The 20,561-nt window shown below is 53.9% G+C and carries 18 protein-coding genes and 2 tRNA genes; 17 read left to right on the top strand and 3 right to left on the bottom strand.

The genetic code is table 11. The features are described 5' to 3' along the window. Positions 1-232 precede the first annotated feature (232 nt). The 5 genes from folP (at position 233) to PGS10_RS08295 (ending at position 3,610) form a co-directional block, all read left to right on the top strand. Positions 233-1,081: a dihydropteroate synthase gene (gene folP / locus PGS10_RS08315; RefSeq protein ID WP_045394950.1), complete on the top strand. Its 849-nt coding sequence runs from the start codon at positions 233-235 to the stop codon at positions 1,079-1,081. Continuing rightward, complete coding sequence (glmM, locus tag PGS10_RS08310) at positions 1,074-2,411, top strand: phosphoglucosamine mutase (protein WP_015369516.1); 1,338 nt, start codon at positions 1,074-1,076, stop codon at positions 2,409-2,411. Before folP ends, glmM begins: the two co-directional genes overlap by 8 nt. A gap of 227 nt (positions 2,412-2,638) precedes the next feature. Continuing rightward, positions 2,639-2,968, top strand: coding sequence for a preprotein translocase subunit SecG (gene secG, locus PGS10_RS08305; RefSeq protein ID WP_015369517.1), 330 nt, complete (start codon positions 2,639-2,641; stop codon positions 2,966-2,968). A 9-nt stretch (positions 2,969-2,977) separates the two neighbouring features. Continuing rightward, positions 2,978-3,064: transfer RNA gene (locus PGS10_RS08300), tRNA-Leu, on the top strand. A gap of 183 nt (positions 3,065-3,247) precedes the next feature. After that, positions 3,248-3,610 carry a hypothetical protein gene (locus tag PGS10_RS08295; RefSeq protein ID WP_380379404.1) on the top strand — a complete coding sequence of 121 codons (363 nt, stop codon included), beginning with the start codon at positions 3,248-3,250 and terminating at the stop codon, positions 3,608-3,610. A gap of 38 nt (positions 3,611-3,648) precedes the next feature. Here the strand turns inward: PGS10_RS08295 and PGS10_RS08290 are convergent, their stop codons facing one another. The 3 genes from PGS10_RS08290 to argG all read right to left on the bottom strand — a co-directional run bounded on the left by PGS10_RS08290 (position 3,649) and on the right by argG (position 6,515). Next, entirely contained in the window at positions 3,649-4,200 is a 552-nt protein-coding gene (locus tag PGS10_RS08290; RefSeq protein ID WP_045394946.1) for a YfaZ family outer membrane protein, read from the bottom strand. Positions 4,201-4,371: 171 nt separating this feature from the next. Continuing rightward, positions 4,372-5,001: a winged helix-turn-helix transcriptional regulator gene (locus PGS10_RS08285; protein WP_047044720.1), complete on the bottom strand. Its 630-nt coding sequence runs from the start codon at positions 4,999-5,001 to the stop codon at positions 4,372-4,374. A 170-nt stretch (positions 5,002-5,171) separates the two neighbouring features. Then, positions 5,172-6,515, bottom strand: a complete 1,344-nt coding sequence (gene argG / locus PGS10_RS08280; protein WP_015369521.1) for an argininosuccinate synthase — start codon at positions 6,513-6,515, stop codon at positions 5,172-5,174. A gap of 306 nt (positions 6,516-6,821) precedes the next feature. On the opposite strand from argG, the gene PGS10_RS08275 reads away from it, so the two are divergent. From PGS10_RS08275 to mtr, 12 genes are all read left to right on the top strand, one after another. After that, a tRNA-Met gene (locus tag PGS10_RS08275) sits at positions 6,822-6,898 on the top strand. A gap of 206 nt (positions 6,899-7,104) precedes the next feature. Further along, positions 7,105-7,557 carry a ribosome maturation factor RimP gene (rimP, locus tag PGS10_RS08270; RefSeq protein WP_015703598.1) on the top strand — a complete coding sequence of 151 codons (453 nt, stop codon included), beginning with the start codon at positions 7,105-7,107 and terminating at the stop codon, positions 7,555-7,557. Positions 7,558-7,584: 27 nt separating this feature from the next. Further along, positions 7,585-9,072, top strand: a complete 1,488-nt coding sequence (gene nusA / locus PGS10_RS08265; protein ID WP_015369524.1) for a transcription termination factor NusA — start codon at positions 7,585-7,587, stop codon at positions 9,070-9,072. A gap of 24 nt (positions 9,073-9,096) precedes the next feature. Continuing rightward, positions 9,097-11,787 (top strand): translation initiation factor IF-2, encoded by a 2,691-nt coding sequence (gene infB, locus PGS10_RS08260; RefSeq protein ID WP_015703597.1) that lies wholly within the window; start codon positions 9,097-9,099, stop codon positions 11,785-11,787. A gap of 105 nt (positions 11,788-11,892) precedes the next feature. Further along, complete coding sequence (gene rbfA, locus PGS10_RS08255; RefSeq protein ID WP_002918248.1) at positions 11,893-12,294, top strand: 30S ribosome-binding factor RbfA; 402 nt, start codon at positions 11,893-11,895, stop codon at positions 12,292-12,294. Next, positions 12,294-13,238, top strand: coding sequence for a tRNA pseudouridine(55) synthase TruB (gene truB / locus PGS10_RS08250; RefSeq protein WP_045394942.1), 945 nt, complete (start codon positions 12,294-12,296; stop codon positions 13,236-13,238). Before rbfA ends, truB begins: the two co-directional genes overlap by 1 nt. Positions 13,239-13,386: 148 nt before the next feature. After that, positions 13,387-13,656, top strand: a complete 270-nt coding sequence (rpsO, locus tag PGS10_RS08245) for a 30S ribosomal protein S15 (protein ID WP_045394940.1) — start codon at positions 13,387-13,389, stop codon at positions 13,654-13,656. Positions 13,657-13,897: 241 nt separating this feature from the next. Beyond that, positions 13,898-16,033, top strand: coding sequence for a polyribonucleotide nucleotidyltransferase (gene pnp, locus PGS10_RS08240; RefSeq protein WP_047038750.1), 2,136 nt, complete (start codon positions 13,898-13,900; stop codon positions 16,031-16,033). A 107-nt stretch (positions 16,034-16,140) separates the two neighbouring features. Further along, positions 16,141-17,025 carry a lipoprotein NlpI gene (nlpI, locus tag PGS10_RS08235; protein WP_020077841.1) on the top strand — a complete coding sequence of 295 codons (885 nt, stop codon included), beginning with the start codon at positions 16,141-16,143 and terminating at the stop codon, positions 17,023-17,025. 103 nt (positions 17,026-17,128) lie between these two features. Beyond that, on the top strand, positions 17,129-17,209 hold the full coding sequence (gene yrbN / locus PGS10_RS08230; RefSeq protein WP_086538083.1) for a protein YrbN: 81 nt from the start codon (positions 17,129-17,131) through the stop codon (positions 17,207-17,209). Beyond that, positions 17,202-19,136, top strand: coding sequence for a DEAD/DEAH family ATP-dependent RNA helicase (locus PGS10_RS08225; RefSeq protein WP_015369531.1), 1,935 nt, complete (start codon positions 17,202-17,204; stop codon positions 19,134-19,136). Before yrbN ends, PGS10_RS08225 begins: the two co-directional genes overlap by 8 nt. Before the next feature lie 144 nt (positions 19,137-19,280). Continuing rightward, entirely contained in the window at positions 19,281-20,525 is a 1,245-nt protein-coding gene (gene mtr / locus PGS10_RS08220; protein ID WP_045394937.1) for a tryptophan permease, read from the top strand. Positions 20,526-20,561 lie beyond the last annotated feature (36 nt).

Below are 20,561 nucleotides of genomic sequence, written 5' to 3'. Positions count from 1 at the left end.
TATAGCGATGGCATGCTATCGTCCATCGCGTAAAATGTTTTCGGGATGGAGGCGGCTGCAACACGCGCGGATGCATCGTCTGTCTGATAATATTCATTTTTTGAATATTTAAACGCCGGCGCTTCATTATTCCTTTTGAGGAATTGAATGATGTCACCGTCAGAATCTCTAAGATGGTACGGGCCGAATCCTGTCCGAACGACAACTGTACAAACCATAGCGGAAAGAAAACATGCAATTACACGCCCAGGGGTCAACGCTCGATCTCTCCCATCCGCATGTGATGGGGATCCTTAACGTTACGCCGGATTCCTTCTCCGATGGCGGCAGCCACAATTCACTGATTGAAGCGGTTAAGCATGCCAACCTGATGATTAACGCCGGGGCGACTATTATTGATATCGGCGGTGAATCAACCCGACCTGGCGCGGCGGAAGTCAGCGTCGAGGAAGAGCTGGCGCGGGTGATCCCGGTAGTTGAGGCAATTGCACAGCGTTTTGAAGTCTGGATCTCGGTTGATACCTCGAAAGCCGAGGTCATCCGCGAATCCGCGCGCGCTGGCGCGCATATCATTAACGATATCCGTTCATTAACCGAGCCTGGCGCCCTGCAGGCCGCCGCGCAAACCGGGCTACCGGTGTGCCTGATGCATATGCAGGGGCAGCCGAAAACGATGCAGGAAGCGCCGAAGTACGAAGATGTTTTTGCCGATGTTGACCGTTTTTTTGCTGAACACATTGTGCGCTGCGAACAGGCGGGGATCGCAAAAGAAAAATTGTTGCTCGACCCGGGATTCGGATTCGGTAAAAATCTTTCCCATAACTATGAACTGCTTGCCCGACTAGGGGAGTTCCATCATTTTGGCCTCCCGCTGCTGGTTGGGATGTCGCGTAAGTCGATGGTGGGTCAGCTGTTGAACGTAGGGCCGTCGGAACGGCTGAGCGGCAGCTTGTCCTGCGCAGTCATTGCTGCAATGCAGGGCGCGCAGATAATTCGCGTCCATGATGTCAAAGAAACGGTAGAAGCGCTGCGCGTGGTGGAAGCCACCCTGGCCGCTAAGGAAAATAAACGTTATGAGTAACCGCAAATATTTTGGCACCGATGGTATTCGTGGCCGCGTTGGCGACGCACCTATTACGCCTGAGTTCGTGCTGAAACTGGGTTGGGCGGCCGGCAAAGTGCTGGCGCGCCATGGTTCACGTAAAATCATTATCGGCAAAGACACGCGAATTTCCGGCTATATGCTGGAATCCGCGCTGGAAGCTGGCCTGGCGGCTGCGGGTTTGTCCGCCTCGTTTACCGGCCCTATGCCGACGCCGGCAATCGCTTATCTGACCCGCGCCTTCCGCGCTGAAGCGGGAATCGTCATCTCTGCCTCTCATAACCCTTTCTACGACAACGGTATTAAATTCTTCTCCATCGAAGGCACTAAGCTTCCAGATGACGTCGAAGAAGCGATTGAAGCAGAGATGGAAAAAGAGCTGACCTGCGTTGATTCCGCTGAGCTTGGGAAAGCCAGCCGTATTGTCGATGCCGCCGGCCGCTATATTGAGTTCTGCAAAGGCACTTTCCCGAATGAGCTGAGCCTCGGTTCGCTGAAGGTAGTGGTGGATTGCGCCCACGGCGCGACTTACCACATTGCGCCGAATGTATTCCGTGAACTGGGCGCACAGGTTATCGCGATGGGCTGTGAGCCTGATGGGCTAAATATTAACGAAGAGGTCGGCGCAACCGACGTCCGCGCGCTGCAGGCACGCGTGCTGGCGGAAAAAGCCGATCTGGGTATTGCTTACGACGGCGATGGCGATCGCGTCATCATGGTTGATCATGAAGGTAATAAAGTCGATGGCGATCAGATCCTCTATATTATCGCCCGTGAAGGTCTGCGTCAGGGCCAGCTGCGCGGTGGCGCAGTCGGCACGCTGATGAGCAACATGGGTCTTGAGCTGGCGCTGAAGCAACTTGGCATTCCGTTTACCCGTGCGAAAGTGGGTGACCGCTACGTGCTGGAAAAACTCCAGGAAAAAGGCTGGCGTATCGGCGCGGAAAACTCCGGACACGTGATTCTGCTGGACAAAACCACCACCGGCGATGGCATTGTCGCCAGCCTGCAGGTAGTGGCGGCGATGGTGCGTAATCATATGAGCCTGCACGATCTGTGCAGCGGTATGAAAATGTTCCCGCAGATTCTGGTCAACGTACGCTTTACCGAAGGCAGCGGCAACCCGCTGGAACATGACAGCGTAAAAGCGGTCACTGCCGAAGTAGAGGCTGCGCTGGGGAACCGTGGACGCGTGCTGCTGCGTAAATCCGGCACAGAGCCGCTGATTCGCGTGATGGTTGAAGGCGAGCATGAAGCGCAGGTGAAGGAATTTGCCCACCGTATCGCCGATGCGGTCAAAAGCGTATAACTATCGCGTCTAAGTGATTAAAAAGGCGGCTGTTGCTGCCTTTTTAAGCATATAAAAACGCTTTTTGCTGTTTTTTTCCGCAGTTGATACAATACGCCAAAATTGCCCTTGCGAAGGTTATTCGCTTTGGTTAGTATTCACACCCGCTTCAGTGGGAAATATTAAAACGTCCCGCTTTATTGGTGAAGCACTTGGTATGCGGCGAATCCGCAAGGAACAGGTTGATTATGTACGAAGCTCTTTTAGTAATTTTCCTTATTGTAGCGATTGCCCTTGTTGGCCTGATCATGCTGCAGCAAGGTAAAGGCGCTGACATGGGAGCCTCCTTCGGAGCAGGCGCTTCTGGCACGTTGTTTGGTTCTAGCGGTTCTGGTAACTTCATGACCCGTATGACCGGCATCCTGGCCGCGCTGTTCTTCATCATCAGTCTGGCGCTGGGTAATATCAACAGCAACAAGACCAATAAAGGAAGTGAGTGGGATAATCTGAGTGCGCCGAAATCTGAGCAGACTCAGCCAACCGCACCGGCTCAGCCGGCCAGCGATATCCCGCACTAAGTATTCTGTACCGAGGTGGTGGAATTGGTAGACACGCTACCTTGAGGTGGTAGTGCCCTAACGGGCTTGTGGGTTCGAGTCCCATCCTCGGTACCAATATTCCAGAGAAAAGACGCTGAAAAGCGTCTTTTTTTGTTTTTGTCCCTCTCTATTCGTTGTTTATTTATAAACAACACTCCGCTGGTTTTGATCCCCGTGAAATCGCTAAAGTCGCCCTCATCAATTTTGACGAGGTTCAGTGACGCCATGCGTACTTTAAAAGTAGTTATCATTGCCGGTATGTTGGGCCTGGCCGGATGCAGCAGCAATTCTTCGCCAGAAACAGTAGACACGTTGAATACCCTGCAGGTGCCGGTTATTAATAATTCCGTGCCTGCGCCGGAATCATCAACGGTCGTTAACTGTTTTCAGGATAACAACCTGCTCATCAGCAAGTTAAGCCAGTCGCTTAAAAGCAACTATTTACAGGATGTGGATAAACGGGATGTCTTTGATAAGCATAGCGAGGCGTTTCAGGTCTACGGTGCGTTAACCAAACTTGAGCAAATGGCTTCGATGAACGACGTCTACCGTAAAGAGAACAATATTGCGGGCTTGCAGGAAATTAATAAGCTGCTGAAAACCATACCATCTGTCGCATAAAAAAAGGGATTGCCGACAGGCAATCCCTTTTGCCGCGCTTAGAAACGGAAATTGAAACCCGCATAGGCGCCATCCGCCAGGACGTTATCGCGGTGGTCATGTTTACCCGCCATATCGATATAGCGATAGCCCGCTTCGATGCTCATGGATTTGATGATATTCACGCGTAAGCCGGCATTGGCTTCAAGGTATTCATCAACGCCGCTGGACATTGAATCCGGGGAATAATAAGCCTCACCGAACAAGGTAAAGAAATCGCCAAGCGGTAGTTGAGCGCCGCCGCCGAGGGCAATCGCATAGCCTTCATCGCCATCGTTCGGATTCAGGTATACCGCTTTACCACCGGCCGTCAGCAGGAACGGACCGAGGTCAAAGTTATAGCCCATGCCCAATCCCACCGTATCGCCATCGTTATCGCTATGCGCCCAGTTCCCGTTAAAGGTCATTCCGGGAGCCTGTGGATTAAAGCTGGCTGATAAGTTGGTGAATTCTGAACCGGCCTCACCGTGAAGACTAACGGAAGCGAAGGCGGCGCTGCTGGCGCTCAGGGCGGCGATAAGCAGGATGGATTTCAATCTGAACATGCTCATTATTCGTATTCCTTCGGGTAAAAAAATGCCCGATACGAGCGCTCGGGCAAAATTAACGGGTTTCTGGTTTAATAGTTATGTGCAGAATAAAAGCATTTATCGCCCACCGTTACCGTTTATATGTTTATTTTTAAATAATGGTCGTGAGGCGATAAGTGGGACTGCAGTGCGTTAAAACTTCTCAGGCAGGGAGGTGATACTCTGTAAATAACCACCGCGGGCAAACTCGATATAGCCACCTTTTTTCAATGCGGAAAGCACATTCAGAATGCTGCTGCGCGACAAATGCGTGCGGTCCTGAATATATTCCAGCATGGATACCCGCGAACGGGTCTCTTCAGGAAGCAACAACATTTCCATTAAGTGATTGCGAATGACCGAATAAGTCCGCTGTTGTAATACTAAATCGTCGCGATACACCAAATAAGAGGTGTGGTAAGCCAGTAGCCGGGTGACCTCTTCCCACATGTCATGCTCACTGAAAAGTTGCATGGCTTTGTCGCTGTCAATCCGCAGGATCTCCGTATCGACTTCCGCGCGAAGGCCGTGGCTACGGCTGGGCTGCAGCATCTCGGCTACGCCAAAAAGGTGTGGTTCATAGACGGTGACCATGAGTAATCTGTCCGATGAGCGAAAAATGGATAACTCACCTTTCTTAAACAGATAGAGCTGGATTTTGCCTTTATATTCCCAGCTAAGCCTTTTCCTTGCGACCATATTTATTGGCGTGGCATGCGGTTCCAGCATTGCCATCAGACGGTTGATCGCGTCTTGCGGCCGAACGGGAGGTTTAATATTCATTGCGATCCTCTCGGTATAAGAGTACAGGTATTCGATAAATTATAGATGGTGATTATTAAAAATAGTGATGCCATAAACTATAACGATAAAGTAGGGTTGTCATTTAGGATTTATTGCGGAAATAAAAAAGCCGGCGGGTTAGCGCCGGCTGGAGAGTTTGGCTTCTCGGTTTATTTATCGCGATTTTCCAGGTTTTCAACCTGTGGCAGACCGGTGGCGGAAGACGCGCTGAGTAGCCCGGATTGGGCATAGCCGAATAGCTTCTCACGAGTATCGGTAATGTCCAGGTTACGCATGGTCAGCTGGCCGATACGATCTTCAGCGGTAAACATGGAATCGCCTTTTTCCATGGTCAGACGCTCTGCTTTATAGGTCAGGTTGTCTGACACGGTATTCAGGATCGAGTAGTCGTTGCCGCGACGCAGTTCAAGGGTGACTTCGCCAGTGATCTGGCTGGCTACCCAACGCTGCAGCGAATCGCGCAGCATCAGCGCCTGGGAATCGAACCAGCGTCCCTGATACAGCAGACGACCCAACTGGCGGCCATGAGCATGATATTGCTCGATAGTATCTTCGTTATGGATACCGGTCAGCAGGCGCTCGTAGGCGATATGCAATAGCGCCATCCCCGGAGCTTCATAGATGCCGCGGCTTTTCGCTTCAATGATGCGGTTTTCAATCTGATCGCTCATGCCCAGACCGTGGCGACCACCGATGCGGTTAGCTTCCAGCATCAGTTCGACGTCATCGCTGAACGTTTTACCATTCAGCGCAACCGGGTGGCCCTGTTCAAAACGCACGGTCACTTCTTCAGCGGCGATTTTTACGCTTTCATCCCAGAACTTCACACCCATGATCGGGTTGACGATTTTCACGCTGGAATTGAGAAATTCGAGATCTTTCGCTTCGTGCGTCGCACCCAGCATGTTGGAGTCGGTGGAATAGGCTTTTTCGACAGACATTTTGTAGTCGAAGCCGCAGGCTATCATAAACTCGGACATTTCATGACGACCGCCCAGTTCATCAATGAAGTCGCTATCCAGCCACGGTTTGTAAATCTGCAGTTCCGCATTGGTCAGCAGACCGTAGCGATAAAAGCGCTCGATATCGTTGCCTTTATAGGTGCTACCGTCGCCCCAGATGTTGACGCCATCTTCTTTCATCGCGGCAACCAGCATGGTGCCGGTCACGGCGCGGCCCAGCGGCGTGGTATTGAAATAAGTTAAGCCGCCGGTGGTGTTATGGAATGCGCCGCACTGAATCGCCGCTATACCTTCCGCCACCAGTTGTTTGCGGCAATCAATCAGACGAGCGCCTTCAGCGCCATACTCTTTCGCACGACGCGGAATGGCTTCGTAGTCGTCTTCGTCAGGCTGGCCCAGATTCGCGGTATATGCATAAGGAACCGCGCCTTTTTTACGCATCCACAGCAGGGCGGCGCTGGTATCCAGTCCACCAGAGAAAGCAATACCAATACGTTGACCAACCGGGAGATGCTTAAGAATCGTCGTCATAAAATAAAACCCTGCTAGATAGACTGTGGTGAGTTCGACTCAACAACAAATTTGCATTTTTATGCACTAATTGTGAGTTTTCATTTAATCATCTTTTGCTGGCGACAGGAAGAGCCTGATGGTGATTTTGCTAAAAAAGCCTGAAATGCCAGCATAAACGGCAAGCGGGTGGTGTAAAATGGATGTTGACAAAATATATGATTTATCGATACAATTCACCACGATTTTATGTCCCGTCCTCGGTACCAAATCCCAGCAGTATTTGCGTCTTTTGCTCAGAAAGAGTAAAATATGTCACGTTTCAGGCGCGGGGTGGAGCAGCCTGGTAGCTCGTCGGGCTCATAACCCGAAGGTCGTCGGTTCAAATCCGGCCCCCGCAACCACTTTCCCATTAAGTACTTTTTCAAATATACTGTGAGGACTAGGTCCTTCGTAGCCGGATTTGAAAGAATTCTTCTGGAAGGTGTTCCAGATCGCAATTGCGGTCTCAGGGTTCAGTTATCTAAAGCCCCGATTTATCGGGGTTTTTTGTTATCTGACTTCAGAATAACTGGGCTATACGCCCTTTTTTTATGTCTTGGGGGTGGGTTTGTCCACATTAGAGCAAAAATTAACAGAGATGCTCACTGCGCCAGTTGAAGCGCTTGGCTTTGAGCTGGTCGGCATCGAATTTATTCGCGGTCGCACATCCACACTGCGCATCTATATTGATAGTGAAGATGGCATCAATGTTGATGATTGTGCTGATGTGAGCCACCAGGTCAGTGCTGTCATGGATGTCGAAGATCCGATCACCGTCGCTTACAACCTGGAAGTCTCTTCGCCTGGTCTCGACCGTCCGATGTTTACTGCTGAACACTATCAACGCTTCACCGGTGAAGAAGTTTCGCTGGTGCTGCGCATGGCGGTACAGAACCGTCGTAAATGGCAGGGCATTATCAAAGCGGTAGACGGTGAGATGATCACGGTAACCGTCGAAGGCAAAGATGAAGTGTTCGCGCTGAGTAACATCCAGAAGGCGAACCTGGTTCCCCACTTTTAACAGTCTGGATTGAGGTGAAAGGCCCCGATGAACAAAGAAATTTTGGCTGTTGTTGAAGCCGTTTCCAACGAAAAAGCGCTGCCGCGCGAGAAGATTTTCGAAGCGTTGGAAAGCGCTCTGGCAACGGCGACCAAGAAAAAATACGAACAAGAGATCGACGTTCGCGTAGAAATCGACCGTAAAAGCGGCGATTTCGACACCTTCCGTCGCTGGCTGGTGGTTGAAGAGGTGACTCAACCTACCCGCGAGATCACGCTGGAAGCTGCGCGTTACGAAGATGAAAGCATGAACGTCGGCGACTACGTTGAAGATCAGATTGAATCTGTCACCTTCGACCGTATCACTACGCAGACCGCTAAACAGGTTATCGTACAGAAAGTACGTGAAGCTGAGCGCGCGATGGTTGTCGATCAGTTCCGCGAGCACGAAGGTGAGATCATCACCGGCGTGGTGAAAAAAGTGAACCGCGACAACATCACTCTGGATCTGGGCAGCAATGCTGAAGCCGTGATCCTGCGTGAAGATATGCTGCCGCGTGAAAACTTCCGTCCGGGCGACCGTATTCGCGGCGTGCTGTACGCCGTTCGTCCGGAAGCACGCGGCGCGCAGCTGTTCGTGACTCGCTCCAAACCAGAGATGCTGGTCGAACTGTTCCGCATTGAAGTGCCGGAAATTGGCGAAGAAGTGCTGGAAATCAAAGCCGCAGCCCGCGATCCGGGTTCTCGTGCGAAAATCGCCGTGAAAACCAATGACAAGCGTATCGACCCGGTTGGCGCTTGTGTCGGTATGCGCGGCGCGCGCGTTCAGGCGGTTTCTACCGAGCTTGGCGGCGAGCGCATCGATATCGTCCTGTGGGATGATAACCCGGCGCAGTTCGTGATTAACGCTATGGCGCCGGCTGACGTCGCGTCCATCGTGGTGGATGAAGATAAACACACCATGGACATCGCGGTAGAAGCAGGCAACCTGGCGCAGGCGATCGGCCGTAACGGTCAGAACGTCCGCTTGGCATCGCAGCTCAGCGGCTGGGAACTCAACGTCATGACCGTTGATGACCTGCAGGCTAAGCACCAGGCTGAAGCCCATGCCGCTATCGATACCTTCACCAAATATCTCGATATTGATGAAGATTTCGCAACCGTACTGGTTGAAGAGGGCTTCTCCTCGCTGGAAGAACTGGCCTATGTGCCGATGAAAGAACTGCTGGAAATCGACGGCCTTGACGAAGCGACCGTTGAAGCACTTCGTGAGCGTGCGAAAAACGCACTGACTACACTGGCGCTGGCTCAGGAAGAAAGCCTGGGAGACAACAAACCTGCCGACGATTTACTGAATCTGGAAGGTTTGGACCGTGCTCTGGCGTTTAAGCTGGCTGCCCGTGGTGTTTGTACGCTGGAAGATCTCGCCGAACAGGGCGTTGATGACCTGGCTGATATCGAAGGTATGACCGACGAGAAAGCTGGTGAACTCATCATGGCTGCTCGCAACATTTGTTGGTTCGGCGACGAAGCGTAATAAACTGTAGCAGGAAGGAACAGCATGACAGATGTGACTATTAAAGCGCTGGCCTCAGAAATTCAGACCTCTGTGGATCGCCTGATACAGCAATTTGCTGATGCAGGCATTCGCAAATCGGCTGATGATTCTGTGACCGCGCAAGAGAAGCAAACCTTGTTAACGCACCTGAACCGTGAACACGGCTCGGCGCCTGACAAGCTGACGTTGCAGCGTAAAACGCGCAGCACGTTAAATATTCCAGGTACCGGTGGAAAGAGTAAATCGGTACAAATCGAAGTCCGCAAGAAACGCACCTTTGTGAAACGCGATCCGCAAGAGGCTGAACGCCTGGCCGCGGAAGAGCAGGCGCAGCGTGAAGCGGAAGAGCAGGCCCGTCGTGAAGCTGAAGAAGCAGCTAAACGCGAGGCGCAATTAAAAGCTGAACGTGAGGCCGCAGAACAAGCTAAACGTGAAGTCGCTGATAAAGCGAAACGTGAAGCCGCGGAAAAAGACAAAGTGAGCAATCAACATACCGACGAAATGACCAAGACCGCCCAGGCTGAAAAGATCCGCCGTGAGAACGAAGCAGCGGAGCTGAAGCGCAAATCGGAAGAAGAAGCACGCCGCAAACTTGAAGAAGAAGCGCGCCGTGTAGCGGAAGAAGCACGCCGTATGGCTGAAGAAAATGAAAAAAACTGGAGTGAAACTCCGGAAACCCCAGAAGAAACGACCGACTACCACGTAACCACCTCTCAGCATGCGCGTCAGGCTGAAGATGATAACGATCGTGAAGTTGAAGGCGGTCGCGGCCGTGGCCGTAACAGCAAAGCTGCGCGTCCGGCGAAGAAAGGCAACAAACACGCTGAATCCAAAGCTGACCGTGAAGAAGCCCGTGCGGCCGTTCGCGGCGGTAAAGGCGGCAAACATCGTAAAGGTTCTTCTCTGCAGCAGGGCTTCCAGAAGCCGGCTCAGGCCGTTAACCGTGATGTTGTGATCGGCGAAACCATCACCGTTGGCGAGCTGGCCAACAAGATGGCGGTCAAAGGCTCTCAGGTCATCAAAGCGATGATGAAACTGGGCGCGATGGCGACCATCAACCAGGTCATCGACCAGGAAACCGCACAGCTGGTTGCCGAAGAGATGGGCCACAAAGTTATCCTGCGTCGTGAAAACGAGCTGGAAGAAGCAGTAATGAGCGACCGTGACACCGGCGCTGCGGCTGAACCGCGCGCACCGGTAGTGACCATCATGGGTCACGTTGACCACGGTAAAACCTCTCTGCTGGACTACATTCGTTCTACTAAGGTTGCCTCCGGCGAAGCGGGTGGTATTACCCAGCACATCGGCGCGTACCACGTAGAAACCGACAACGGCATGATCACCTTCCTGGATACCCCGGGCCACGCCGCGTTTACCTCTATGCGTGCTCGTGGCGCGCAGGCGACGGATATCGTGGTTCTGGTGGTGGCGGCAGACGACGGCGTGATGCCGCAGACTGTGGAAGCTATCCAGCACGCCAAAGCGGCGCAGGTGCCGGTAGTGGTTGCAGTGAACAAGATCGATAAGCCGGAAGCGGATATGGATCGCGTGAAGAACGAACTCTCCCAGTACGGCGTGATGCCGGAAGAGTGGGGCGGTGAAGCGCAGTTCATCCCAGTATCAGCGAAAGTCGGTACCGGTATCGACGACCTGCTGAACGCAATCCTGCTGCAGGCTGAAGTTCTCGAACTGAAAGCGGTACGTAACGGTATGGCGAGCGGCGCGGTCATCGAATCCTTCCTGGATAAAGGTCGCGGTCCGGTAGCTACCGTTCTGGTTCGCGAAGGTACTCTGCATAAGGGCGATATCGTACTGTGTGGCTTTGAATATGGCCGCGTACGTGCGATGCGTGACGAACTGGGTCGCGAAGTGCTGGAAGCGGGTCCGTCCATTCCGGTGGAAATCCTCGGTCTGTCCGGCGTTCCGGCGGCGGGTGATGAAGTTACCGTTGTTCGTGACGAGAAAAAAGCGCGTGAAGTTGCGCTGTATCGTCAGGGTAAATTCCGTGAAGTTAAACTGGCTCGCCAGCAGAAATCTAAACTGGAAAACATGTTCGCTAACATGACCGAAGGCGAAGTTCACGAAGTGAACATCGTGCTGAAAGCGGACGTGCAGGGCTCTGTCGAAGCGATTTCCGATTCCTTACTGAAACTGTCTACCGACGAAGTTAAAGTGAAGATCATCGGTTCCGGCGTAGGTGGTATCACCGAAACCGACGCGACCCTGGCTGCCGCTTCCAACGCGATTCTGGTTGGCTTCAACGTTCGTGCCGATGCTTCCGCACGTAAAGTTATCGAGTCAGAAAGCCTGGATCTGCGTTACTACTCCGTCATCTATAACCTGATCGACGAAGTGAAAGCAGCGATGAGCGGCATGCTGTCTCCGGAACTGAAACAGCAGATCATCGGTCTGGCTGAAGTGCGTGATGTCTTCAAATCGCCGAAATTCGGCGCCATCGCGGGCTGTATGGTTACCGAAGGTACGATTAAACGTCACAACCCAATCCGCGTCCTGCGCGACAACGTGGTTATCTATGAAGGCGAGCTGGAATCCCTGCGCCGCTTCAAAGATGACGTTAACGAAGTCCGTAACGGCATGGAATGTGGTATCGGCGTGAAGAACTACAACGACGTTCGCGTTGGCGATATGATCGAAGTGTTCGAAATCATCGAAATCCAGCGTAGCATCGATTAATCGTCAGATAGCTATGCGAAGGCCGGGTAAGCGAAGCGCCACCCGGCAATAATTTTAAAAAGGGGCTTTTGGCCCCTTTTTTGTCTTTATTCTGGAGAATTTATTATGGCGAAAGAATTTGGTCGCCCGCAGCGCGTGGCCCAGGAGATGCAAAAAGAAATTGCCATCATCCTGCAGCGTGAAATCAAAGACCCGCGTCTGGGCATGATGACCACCGTTTCCGGCGTGGAAATGTCCCGTGACCTGGCCTATGCCAAAGTGTATGTCACCTTCCTCAACGACAAAGATGAAGCCGCGGTGAAAGCGGGCATCAAAGCGCTGCAGGAAGCCTCTGGCTTTATCCGCTCTCTGCTGGGCAAAGCGATGCGCCTGCGCATCGTGCCGGAACTGACTTTCTTCTACGACAACTCGCTGGTCGAAGGGATGCGCATGTCCAACCTGGTTACCAGCGTGGTGAAACACGACGATGAGCGTCGTGTTAACCCGGACGACAGCAAGGAGGACTAATGAGTCGTCCTCGTCGTCGCGGCCGCGACGTGCACGGCGTATTGCTGCTGGATAAGCCTCAGGGCGCCTCCAGCAACGATGTGCTGCAGAAAGTAAAACGTATTTATAACGCCAACCGCGCTGGGCATACCGGCGCGCTGGATCCGCTGGCGACCGGTATGCTGCCGGTTTGCCTTGGCGAAGCGACTAAGTTTTCCCAGTATCTGCTGGACTCCGATAAGCGTTATCGCGTGATCGCCAAACTTGGCCAGCGTACGGATACCTCCGACGCCGATGGTCAGGTGGTGGAAGAACGCCCGCTAACCTTTAGCGAAGAACAACTGGCGGCGGCGCTGGATAGCTTCCGCGGCGAGACTCAGCAGGTGCCGTCGATGTACTCGGCGCTGAAGTATCAGGGTAAAAAACTGTACGAATACGCTCGTCAGGGCATTGAGGTTCCGCGTGAAGCCCGGCCGATTACGGTCTATGAGCTGCTGTTTATTCGCCATGAAGGCGATGAACTGGAGCTTGAGATCCACTGCTCGAAAGGCACCTACATCCGTACGATTATCGATGATTTGGGTGAGAAACTTGGCTGCGGCGCGCACGTGATTTTCCTGCGTCGCCTGGCGGTGAGCAAATACCCGGTCGAGCGGATGGTGACCCTGGAGCAGCTGCAGGCGCTGGTCGAACAGGCGGCGGCGCAGGATATTCCTGCCGCGCAACTGCTTGATCCGCTGCTGATGCCGATGGACAGCCCGGCTTCGGATTACCCGCTGGTTCATATTCCAGAAACTTCCGCGGTCTACTTTAAGAACGGTAATCCGGTTCGTCAGTCAGGCGCGCCGCTTAACGGGCTGGTGCGGGTGATGGAAAGCGAGTCCGGCAAGTTCCTCGGCATGGGCGAAATCGACGATGAAGGCCGCGTCGCGCCCCGTCGTCTGGTGGTGGAATACCCGCAGTGAGCGCTTTTGTTGCGATAAAAGCCTGCTACGAGTAGAATATCGCCGCTTAACGTCCGCTAAAGTGTTTTAACATTTTCGGGCGTTGCATCAGGGGTTGCTGAATTAGAGATCGGCACCCTTTCTTTACTTATAATTTTGGAGTTTGAAAATGTCTCTAAGCGTTGAAGCTAAAGCACAAATCGTTTCTGAGTTCGGTCGTGGCGCAAACGACAGCGGTTCTACTGAAGTTCAGGTTGCACTGCTGACTGCACAGATCAACCACCTGCAGGGTCACTTTGCAGAGCACAAAAAAGATCACCACAGCCGTCGTGGTCTGCTGCGCATGGTTTCTCAGCGTCGTAAACTGCTCGACTACCTGAAACGTAAAGATGTTGCACGTTACTCCGCGCTGATCGAGCGTCTGGGTCTGCGTCGCTAATTCTGCGAGTTTCAGAAAAAGGGGCCTCACGGCCCCTTTTTTCGACCGGGCGGCAGCAATTCATTAAAAACTCATGTATTGTTGCTATTAATGATCTTCATGCAGAGGTTCGCGCGGCTAATGAGAGGCTTCATCCGCAGGGGCGGGTAAAGGTTGTCATTAGTCGCGAGGATGCAGAGGATCGGGTCATCAGGCGCGATATCGTGGATATGGCGTCATTTTTAGATAAAAGGATAGAATTTTGCTTAATCCGATCGTTCGTAAATTCCAGTACGGCCAGCACACCGTAACCCTGGAAACCGGCATGATGGCGCGCCAGGCAACGGCCGCTGTGATGGTTAGCATGGATGACACCGCGGTATTCGTTACCGTTGTGGGTCAGAAAAAAGCGAAACCGGGCCAGGACTTCTTCCCGCTGACTGTTAACTACCAGGAGCGTACTTACGCTGCCGGTAAAATCCCGGGTGGCTTCTTCCGTCGTGAAGGCCGTCCAAGCGAAGGCGAAACCCTGATCGCGCGTCTGATTGACCGCCCGGTTCGTCCGCTGTTCCCGGAAGGCTTCGTTAACGAAGTTCAGGTTATCGCGACCGTTGTTTCCGTTAACCCGCAGGTTAACCCGGATATCGTCGCGATGATCGGCGCATCCGCAGCGCTGTCTCTGTCCGGTATTCCGTTCAATGGCCCAATCGGCGCCGCTCGCGTGGGTTACATCAACGACCAGTACGTACTGAACCCAACCCAGGAAGAGCTGAAATCCAGCAAACTGGATCTGGTGGTTGCCGGTACCGAAGCGGCCGTACTGATGGTTGAATCCGAAGCTGAACTGCTGAGCGAAGACCAGATGCTGGGCGCGGTGGTCTTTGGCCACGAGCAGCAGCAGGTTGTAATTCAGAACATCAACGACCTGGTGAAAGAAGCCGGTAAACCACGTTGGGACTGGCAGCCGGAAGCGGTCAACGAAGCGCTGAACGCGCGCGTTGCTGCGCTGGCTGAATCCCGCCTGAGCGATGCTTACCGTATCACCGACAAACAAGAGCGTTACGCTCAGGTTGACGTGATCAAATCTGAAACCATCGCTACGCTGGTTGCTGAAGATGAAACCCTGGACGCCAACGAACTGGGTGAAATCCTGCACGCCATCGAGAAAAACGTTGTTCGTAGCCGCGTACTGGCAGGCGAGCCGCGTATCGATGGCCGCGAAAAAGACATGATCCGTGGTCTGGACGTTCGTACCGGCGTACTGCCGCGTACTCACGGTTCCGCACTGTTTACCCGCGGCGAAACTCAGGCGCTGGTTACCGCGACTCTGGGTACCGCACGCGACGCGCAGAACATCGACGAACTGATGGGCGAGCGCACGGACTCCTTCCTGTTCCACTACAACTTCCCTCCGTACTCCGTAGGCGAAACTGGCATGGTGGGTTCTCCGAAGCGTCGTGAAATCGGTCACGGTCGTCTGGCTAAGCGCGGCGTTCTGGCCGTAATGCCGACAATCGACGAATTCCCGTACACCGTTCGCGTGGTATCTGAGATCACCGAATCCAACGGTTCTTCTTCCATGGCTTCCGTCTGTGGCGCATCTCTGGCGCTGATGGACGCTGGCGTGCCGGTGAAAGCCGCCGTTGCGGGTATCGCAATGGGTCTGGTGAAAGAAGGCGACAACTTCGTCGTACTGTCCGACATTCTGGGTGACGAAGACCACCTTGGCGATATGGACTTCAAAGTTGCGGGTTCTCGCGACGGTATCTCTGCGCTGCAGATGGATATCAAAATTGAAGGTATCACCAAAGAAATCATGCAGGTTGCTCTGAACCAGGCTAAAGGTGCGCGTCTGCACATCCTGGGCGTGATGGAACAGGCGATTAACGCGCCGCGCGGCGACATCTCCGAATTCGCACCGCGTATCCACACCATCAAGATCAACCCGGACAAGATCAAAGACGTTATCGGTAAAGGCGGTTCTGTTATCCGTGCTCTGACCGAAGAAACCGGCACCACCATCGAAATCGAAGATGACGGTACCGTGAAGATCGCAGCGACCGACGGCGACAAAGCGCAGCATGCTATCCGCCGTATCGAAGAGATCACCGCTGAGATCGAAGTTGGCCGTATCTACAATGGTAAAGTGACCCGCATCGTTGACTTTGGCGCATTCGTTGCCATCGGCGGCGGTAAAGAAGGTCTGGTTCACATCTCTCAGATCGCTGACAAGCGCGTTGAGAAAGTGACTGATTACCTGCAGATGGGTCAGGAAGTACCGGTTAAGGTTCTGGAAGTTGACCGTCAGGGCCGCGTACGTCTGAGCATTAAAGAAGCAACTGAGCAGACTCAGCCAGCTAACGCGCCGGAAGCTCCGGCCGCAGAGCAGGGCGAGTAAGGTTGCCGATTGCCCTCCGCTTCGGCGGAGGGTCTATTCCGGGCAGGATGCCTTTTTGCAGCCGGGGAACTGGACGTTCATCCAATCGTTGTCTTCGGGAGTGGGAAATGAAGCCTTTTCTGCGCTGGTGTTTCGTGGCGACAGCTCTCACGCTGGCAGGATGCAGCAACTCTGCCTGGCGTAAGGACGCCGTCCTCGCGGTACCATTGCAACCGACTTTGCAGCAAGAAGTGATTCTGGCGCGCATGGAACAAATTCTTGCCAGTCGGGCTTTAACCGATGACGAACGCGCACAGCTTTTATATGAGCGCGGAGTGTTGTATGATAGTCTCGGTCTGAGGGCATTAGCGCGAAATGATTTTTCACAAGCGCTGGCAATCCGACCCGATATGCCTGAAGTATTCAATTACTTAGGCATTTATTTAACGCAGGCAGGCAATTTTGATGCTGCCTATGAAGCGTTTGATTCTGTACTTGAGCTTGATCCAACTTACAACTACGCGCACTTAAACCGCGGCATCGCTCTGTATTACGGTGGCCGTGCTAAGTTAGCGCAAGATGATCTGCTGGCGTTTTATCAAGACGATCCCAATGATCCTTTCCGCAGTCTGTGGTTATACCTCGCCGAGCGTAAGCTTGATGAGAAGCAGGCGCTTGAAGCACTGAAACAGCGCTTCAACAAGTCGGATAAAGAGCAATGGGGATGGAACATTGTCGAGTTCTACCTTGGCGACATTAGCGAAAAAGAGCTGATGACCCGTCTGAAGGCAGACGCAACGGATAACACCTCGCTCGCTGAGCATCTCAGTGAAACCAACTTCTATTTAGGTAAGTACTACCTAAGTCTGGGGGACAAGGACAGCGCTACGGCACTGTTCAAACTGGCGGTCGCTAACAACGTTCATAACTACGTTGAGCACCGATACGCATTGTTGGAATTATCGCTCTTGGGCCAGGAGCAAGATGACCTGGCAGAATCGGACCAGCAATAGCTGACGAACACACATCAGCCCATTTTTTGATTGCCATCACCTTCGCGGGTGAGGGCGTTGTTGTTCGTTAATACACCTACTTTGAGCCGGTTCACACTTTTCAATGAAAATTACTCTAAATTTTCACGATGAGTTATGTAGACTGGCCGCCATTAATTTTGAGGCACACGTACTACATGGCTGAATTCGAAACCACTTTTGCAGATCTGGGCCTGAAGGCTCCTATCCTTGAAGCGCTTAACGATCTGGGTTACGAAAAACCATCTCCGATCCAGGCTGAGTGCATTCCGCATCTGCTGGACGGCCGCGACGTTCTGGGTATGGCCCAGACCGGTAGCGGTAAGACCGCAGCGTTCTCTTTACCGCTGCTGAACAACATCGATCCTGAGCTGAGAGCACCACAGATTCTGGTGCTGGCGCCGACCCGCGAACTGGCGGTACAGGTTGCAGAAGCAATGACGGAATTCTCTAAACATATGCGCGGCGTAAACGTGGTTGCCCTGTACGGCGGCCAGCGTTATGACGTGCAGCTGCGCGCCCTGCGTCAGGGGCCGCAGATCGTTGTCGGTACCCCGGGTCGTCTGCTGGACCACCTGAAGCGCGGTACGCTGGATCTCTCTAAACTGAGCGGCCTGGTACTGGACGAAGCAGATGAAATGCTGCGCATGGGCTTTATCGAAGACGTAGAAACCATTATGGCGCAGATCCCGGAAGGTCATCAGACCGCTCTGTTCTCCGCCACTATGCCGGAAGCGATTCGTCGCATTACCCGCCGCTTCATGAAAGAGCCGCAGGAAGTGCGCATTCAGTCCAGCGTCACCACGCGCCCGGACATCAGCCAGAGCTACTGGACTGCTTACGGCATGCGTAAAAACGAAGCGCTGGTGCGTTTCCTGGAAGCGGAAGACTTTGATGCGGCGATTATCTTCGTGCGTACCAAAAACGCGACCCTGGAAGTGGCAGAAGCGCTGGAGCGTAGCGGTTATAACAGCGCCGCGCTTAACGGCGATATGAACCAGGCGCTGCGTGAGCAGACCCTGGAGCGCCTGAAAGACGGTCGTCTGGACATCCTGATCGCCACCGACGTTGCGGCCCGCGGCCTGGACGTTGAGCGCATCAGCCTGGTTGTTAACTATGACATCCCGATGGATTCCGAATCTTACGTTCACCGTATCGGTCGTACCGGTCGTGCGGGTCGTGCGGGTCGCGCGCTGCTGTTCGTTGAGAACCGTGAGCGTCGCCTGCTGCGTAACATCGAACGTACGATGAAGCTGACGATCCCTGAAGTAGAACTGCCGAACGCAGAACTGCTGGGCAAACGTCGCCTGGAGAAATTCGCCGCTAAAGTTCAGCAGCAGCTGGAAAGCAGCGATCTGGACCAGTACCGTGCGCTGCTGGCGAAAATCCAGCCGACCGCGGAAGGCGAAGAGCTGGACGTAGAAACGCTGGCCGCTGCGCTGCTGAAAATGGCCCAGGGCGAACGTTCTCTGATCGTTCCGCCGGATGCGCCGATGCGTCCGCGTCGTGAATTCCGCGATCGTGATGACCGTTTCGAACGCCGTGGCGACCGTAATGACCGCGGTCCGCGTGGCGATCGTGAAGATCGTCCGAAGCGTGAGCGCCGTGACGTGGGTGAGATGGAACTGTACCGCATTGAAGTGGGCCGTGATGACGGCGTTGAAGTTCGTCATATCGTTGGCGCGATCGCTAACGAAGGCGACATCAGCAGCCGTTACATCGGTAACATCAAGCTGTTCGGTTCTCACTCCACCATCGAACTGCCGAAAGGTATGCCGGGCGAAGTGCTGCAGCACTTTACTCGTACCCGCATCCTGAACAAGCCGATGAACATGCAGCTGCTGGGCGATGCGCAGCCGCGCACCGAACGTCGTGGCGGCGGCGAGCGTCGTGAAGGCGGTCGTGGCTTCGGCGGCGAGCGTCGTGAAGGCGGTCGTAGCTTCGGTGGCGAACGTCGTGAAGGCGGTCGTGGTGAAGGTCGTCGTTTCAGCGGCGAACGTCGTGAAGGCGGCCGCGCGCCGCGTCGTGACGATGCTTCCGCGCCGCGCCGTGATGATTCCGCGGGTCGTCGTCGTTTCGGTGGCGATGCGTAATAAGCGCAATCCGCTAGCGTAAAGTAAATAATACAGCCCCGATCGTCATGATTGGGGCTTTTTTTATTTCTTTTGTACTCGTGTACTGGTACAGTGCGTCATGCTCAACGTGAGCGAAGTATTTTCGACTGGAGATTTCGGCAAATGGCGACACTAACCACTACGGCCACCCGACCGTCTTTATTTGGCGGCGTGGTGATTATCGGCGGCACAATTATTGGCGCGGGCATGTTCTCGCTGCCGGTGGTTATGTCCGGCGCGTGGTTCTTCTGGTCGCTGGCGGCGCTGGTTTTTACCTGGTTCTGCATGCTGCACTCCGGTTTGATGATTCTGGAAGCCAACCTTAACTACCGGATTGGCTCCAGCTTCGACACCATTACCAAAGACCTGCTCGGCAAAGGCTGGAACCTGGTAAACGGCGTGTCGATCGCCTTTGTGCTGTATATCCTGACCTACGCCTATATTTCGGCGAGCGGTTCGATCCTGCACCACACCTTCAGTGAAATGTCGCTGAACGTACCCGCGCGCGCTGCGGGCTTCGGCTTCGCGCTGCTGGTGGCCTTTATCGTTTGGATGAGCACGAAAGCGGTAAGCCGCATGACGGCTATCGTACTGGGCGCTAAGGTGATTACCTTCTTTCTGACCTTCGGCAGCCTGCTGGGGCACGTCGAGCCGACGACGCTGTTTAACGTCGTGGAGAAGAATGCCTCCTATGCGCCATATCTGCTGATGACGCTGCCGTTCTGTCTGGCCTCGTTTGGCTATCACGGTAACGTGCCGAGCCTGATGAAATATTATGGTAAGGATCCGCGTACCATTACCCGCTGTCTGATTTACGGTACGCTGCTGGCGCTGGGTCTGTATGTGGTCTGGCTGCTGGTGACGATGGGTAATATCCCTCGTCCGCAGTTTATCGGTATCGCCCAGAAGGGCGGCAACATTGATGTGCTGGTGCAGGCGCTGAGCGGCGTGCTGAATAGCCGCGGTCTGGATCTGCTGCTGGTGGTGTTCTCCAACTTTGCCGTCGCCAGTTCCTTCCTCGGCGTGACGCTGGGGCTGTTCGATTATCTCGCGGATCTGTTTGGCTTTGACGATAGCGCGATGGGACGCTTTAAAACCGCGCTGTTGACCTTTATCCCGCCGATGATCGGCGGGCTGGTGAAACCAGATGGCTTCCTTTACGCCATCGGCTATGCCGGTCTGGCGGCGACGGTATGGGCGGCGATTGTGCCGGCGCTGCTGGCCCGCGCTTCGCGTAAACGCTTCGGTAGCCCGCAGTTCCGCGTTTGGGGCGGAAAACCGATGATTACGCTGATCCTGCTGTTCGGGCTCGGCAACGCGGTGGTGCATTTCCTGTCGAGCTTTAATCTGCTGCCGGTTTATCAATAACCGCATCGCCCGGTGGCGTGACGCGCACCGGGCTTA

The organism is Klebsiella sp. 141153 (assembly GCF_032601995.1).
In the GTDB taxonomy this organism is placed as follows: domain Bacteria; phylum Pseudomonadota; class Gammaproteobacteria; order Enterobacterales; family Enterobacteriaceae; genus Klebsiella; species Klebsiella aerogenes.
The sequence above is the reverse complement of the archived record's forward strand: the minus strand, read 5'-3'. Positions and strand labels throughout refer to the sequence as shown.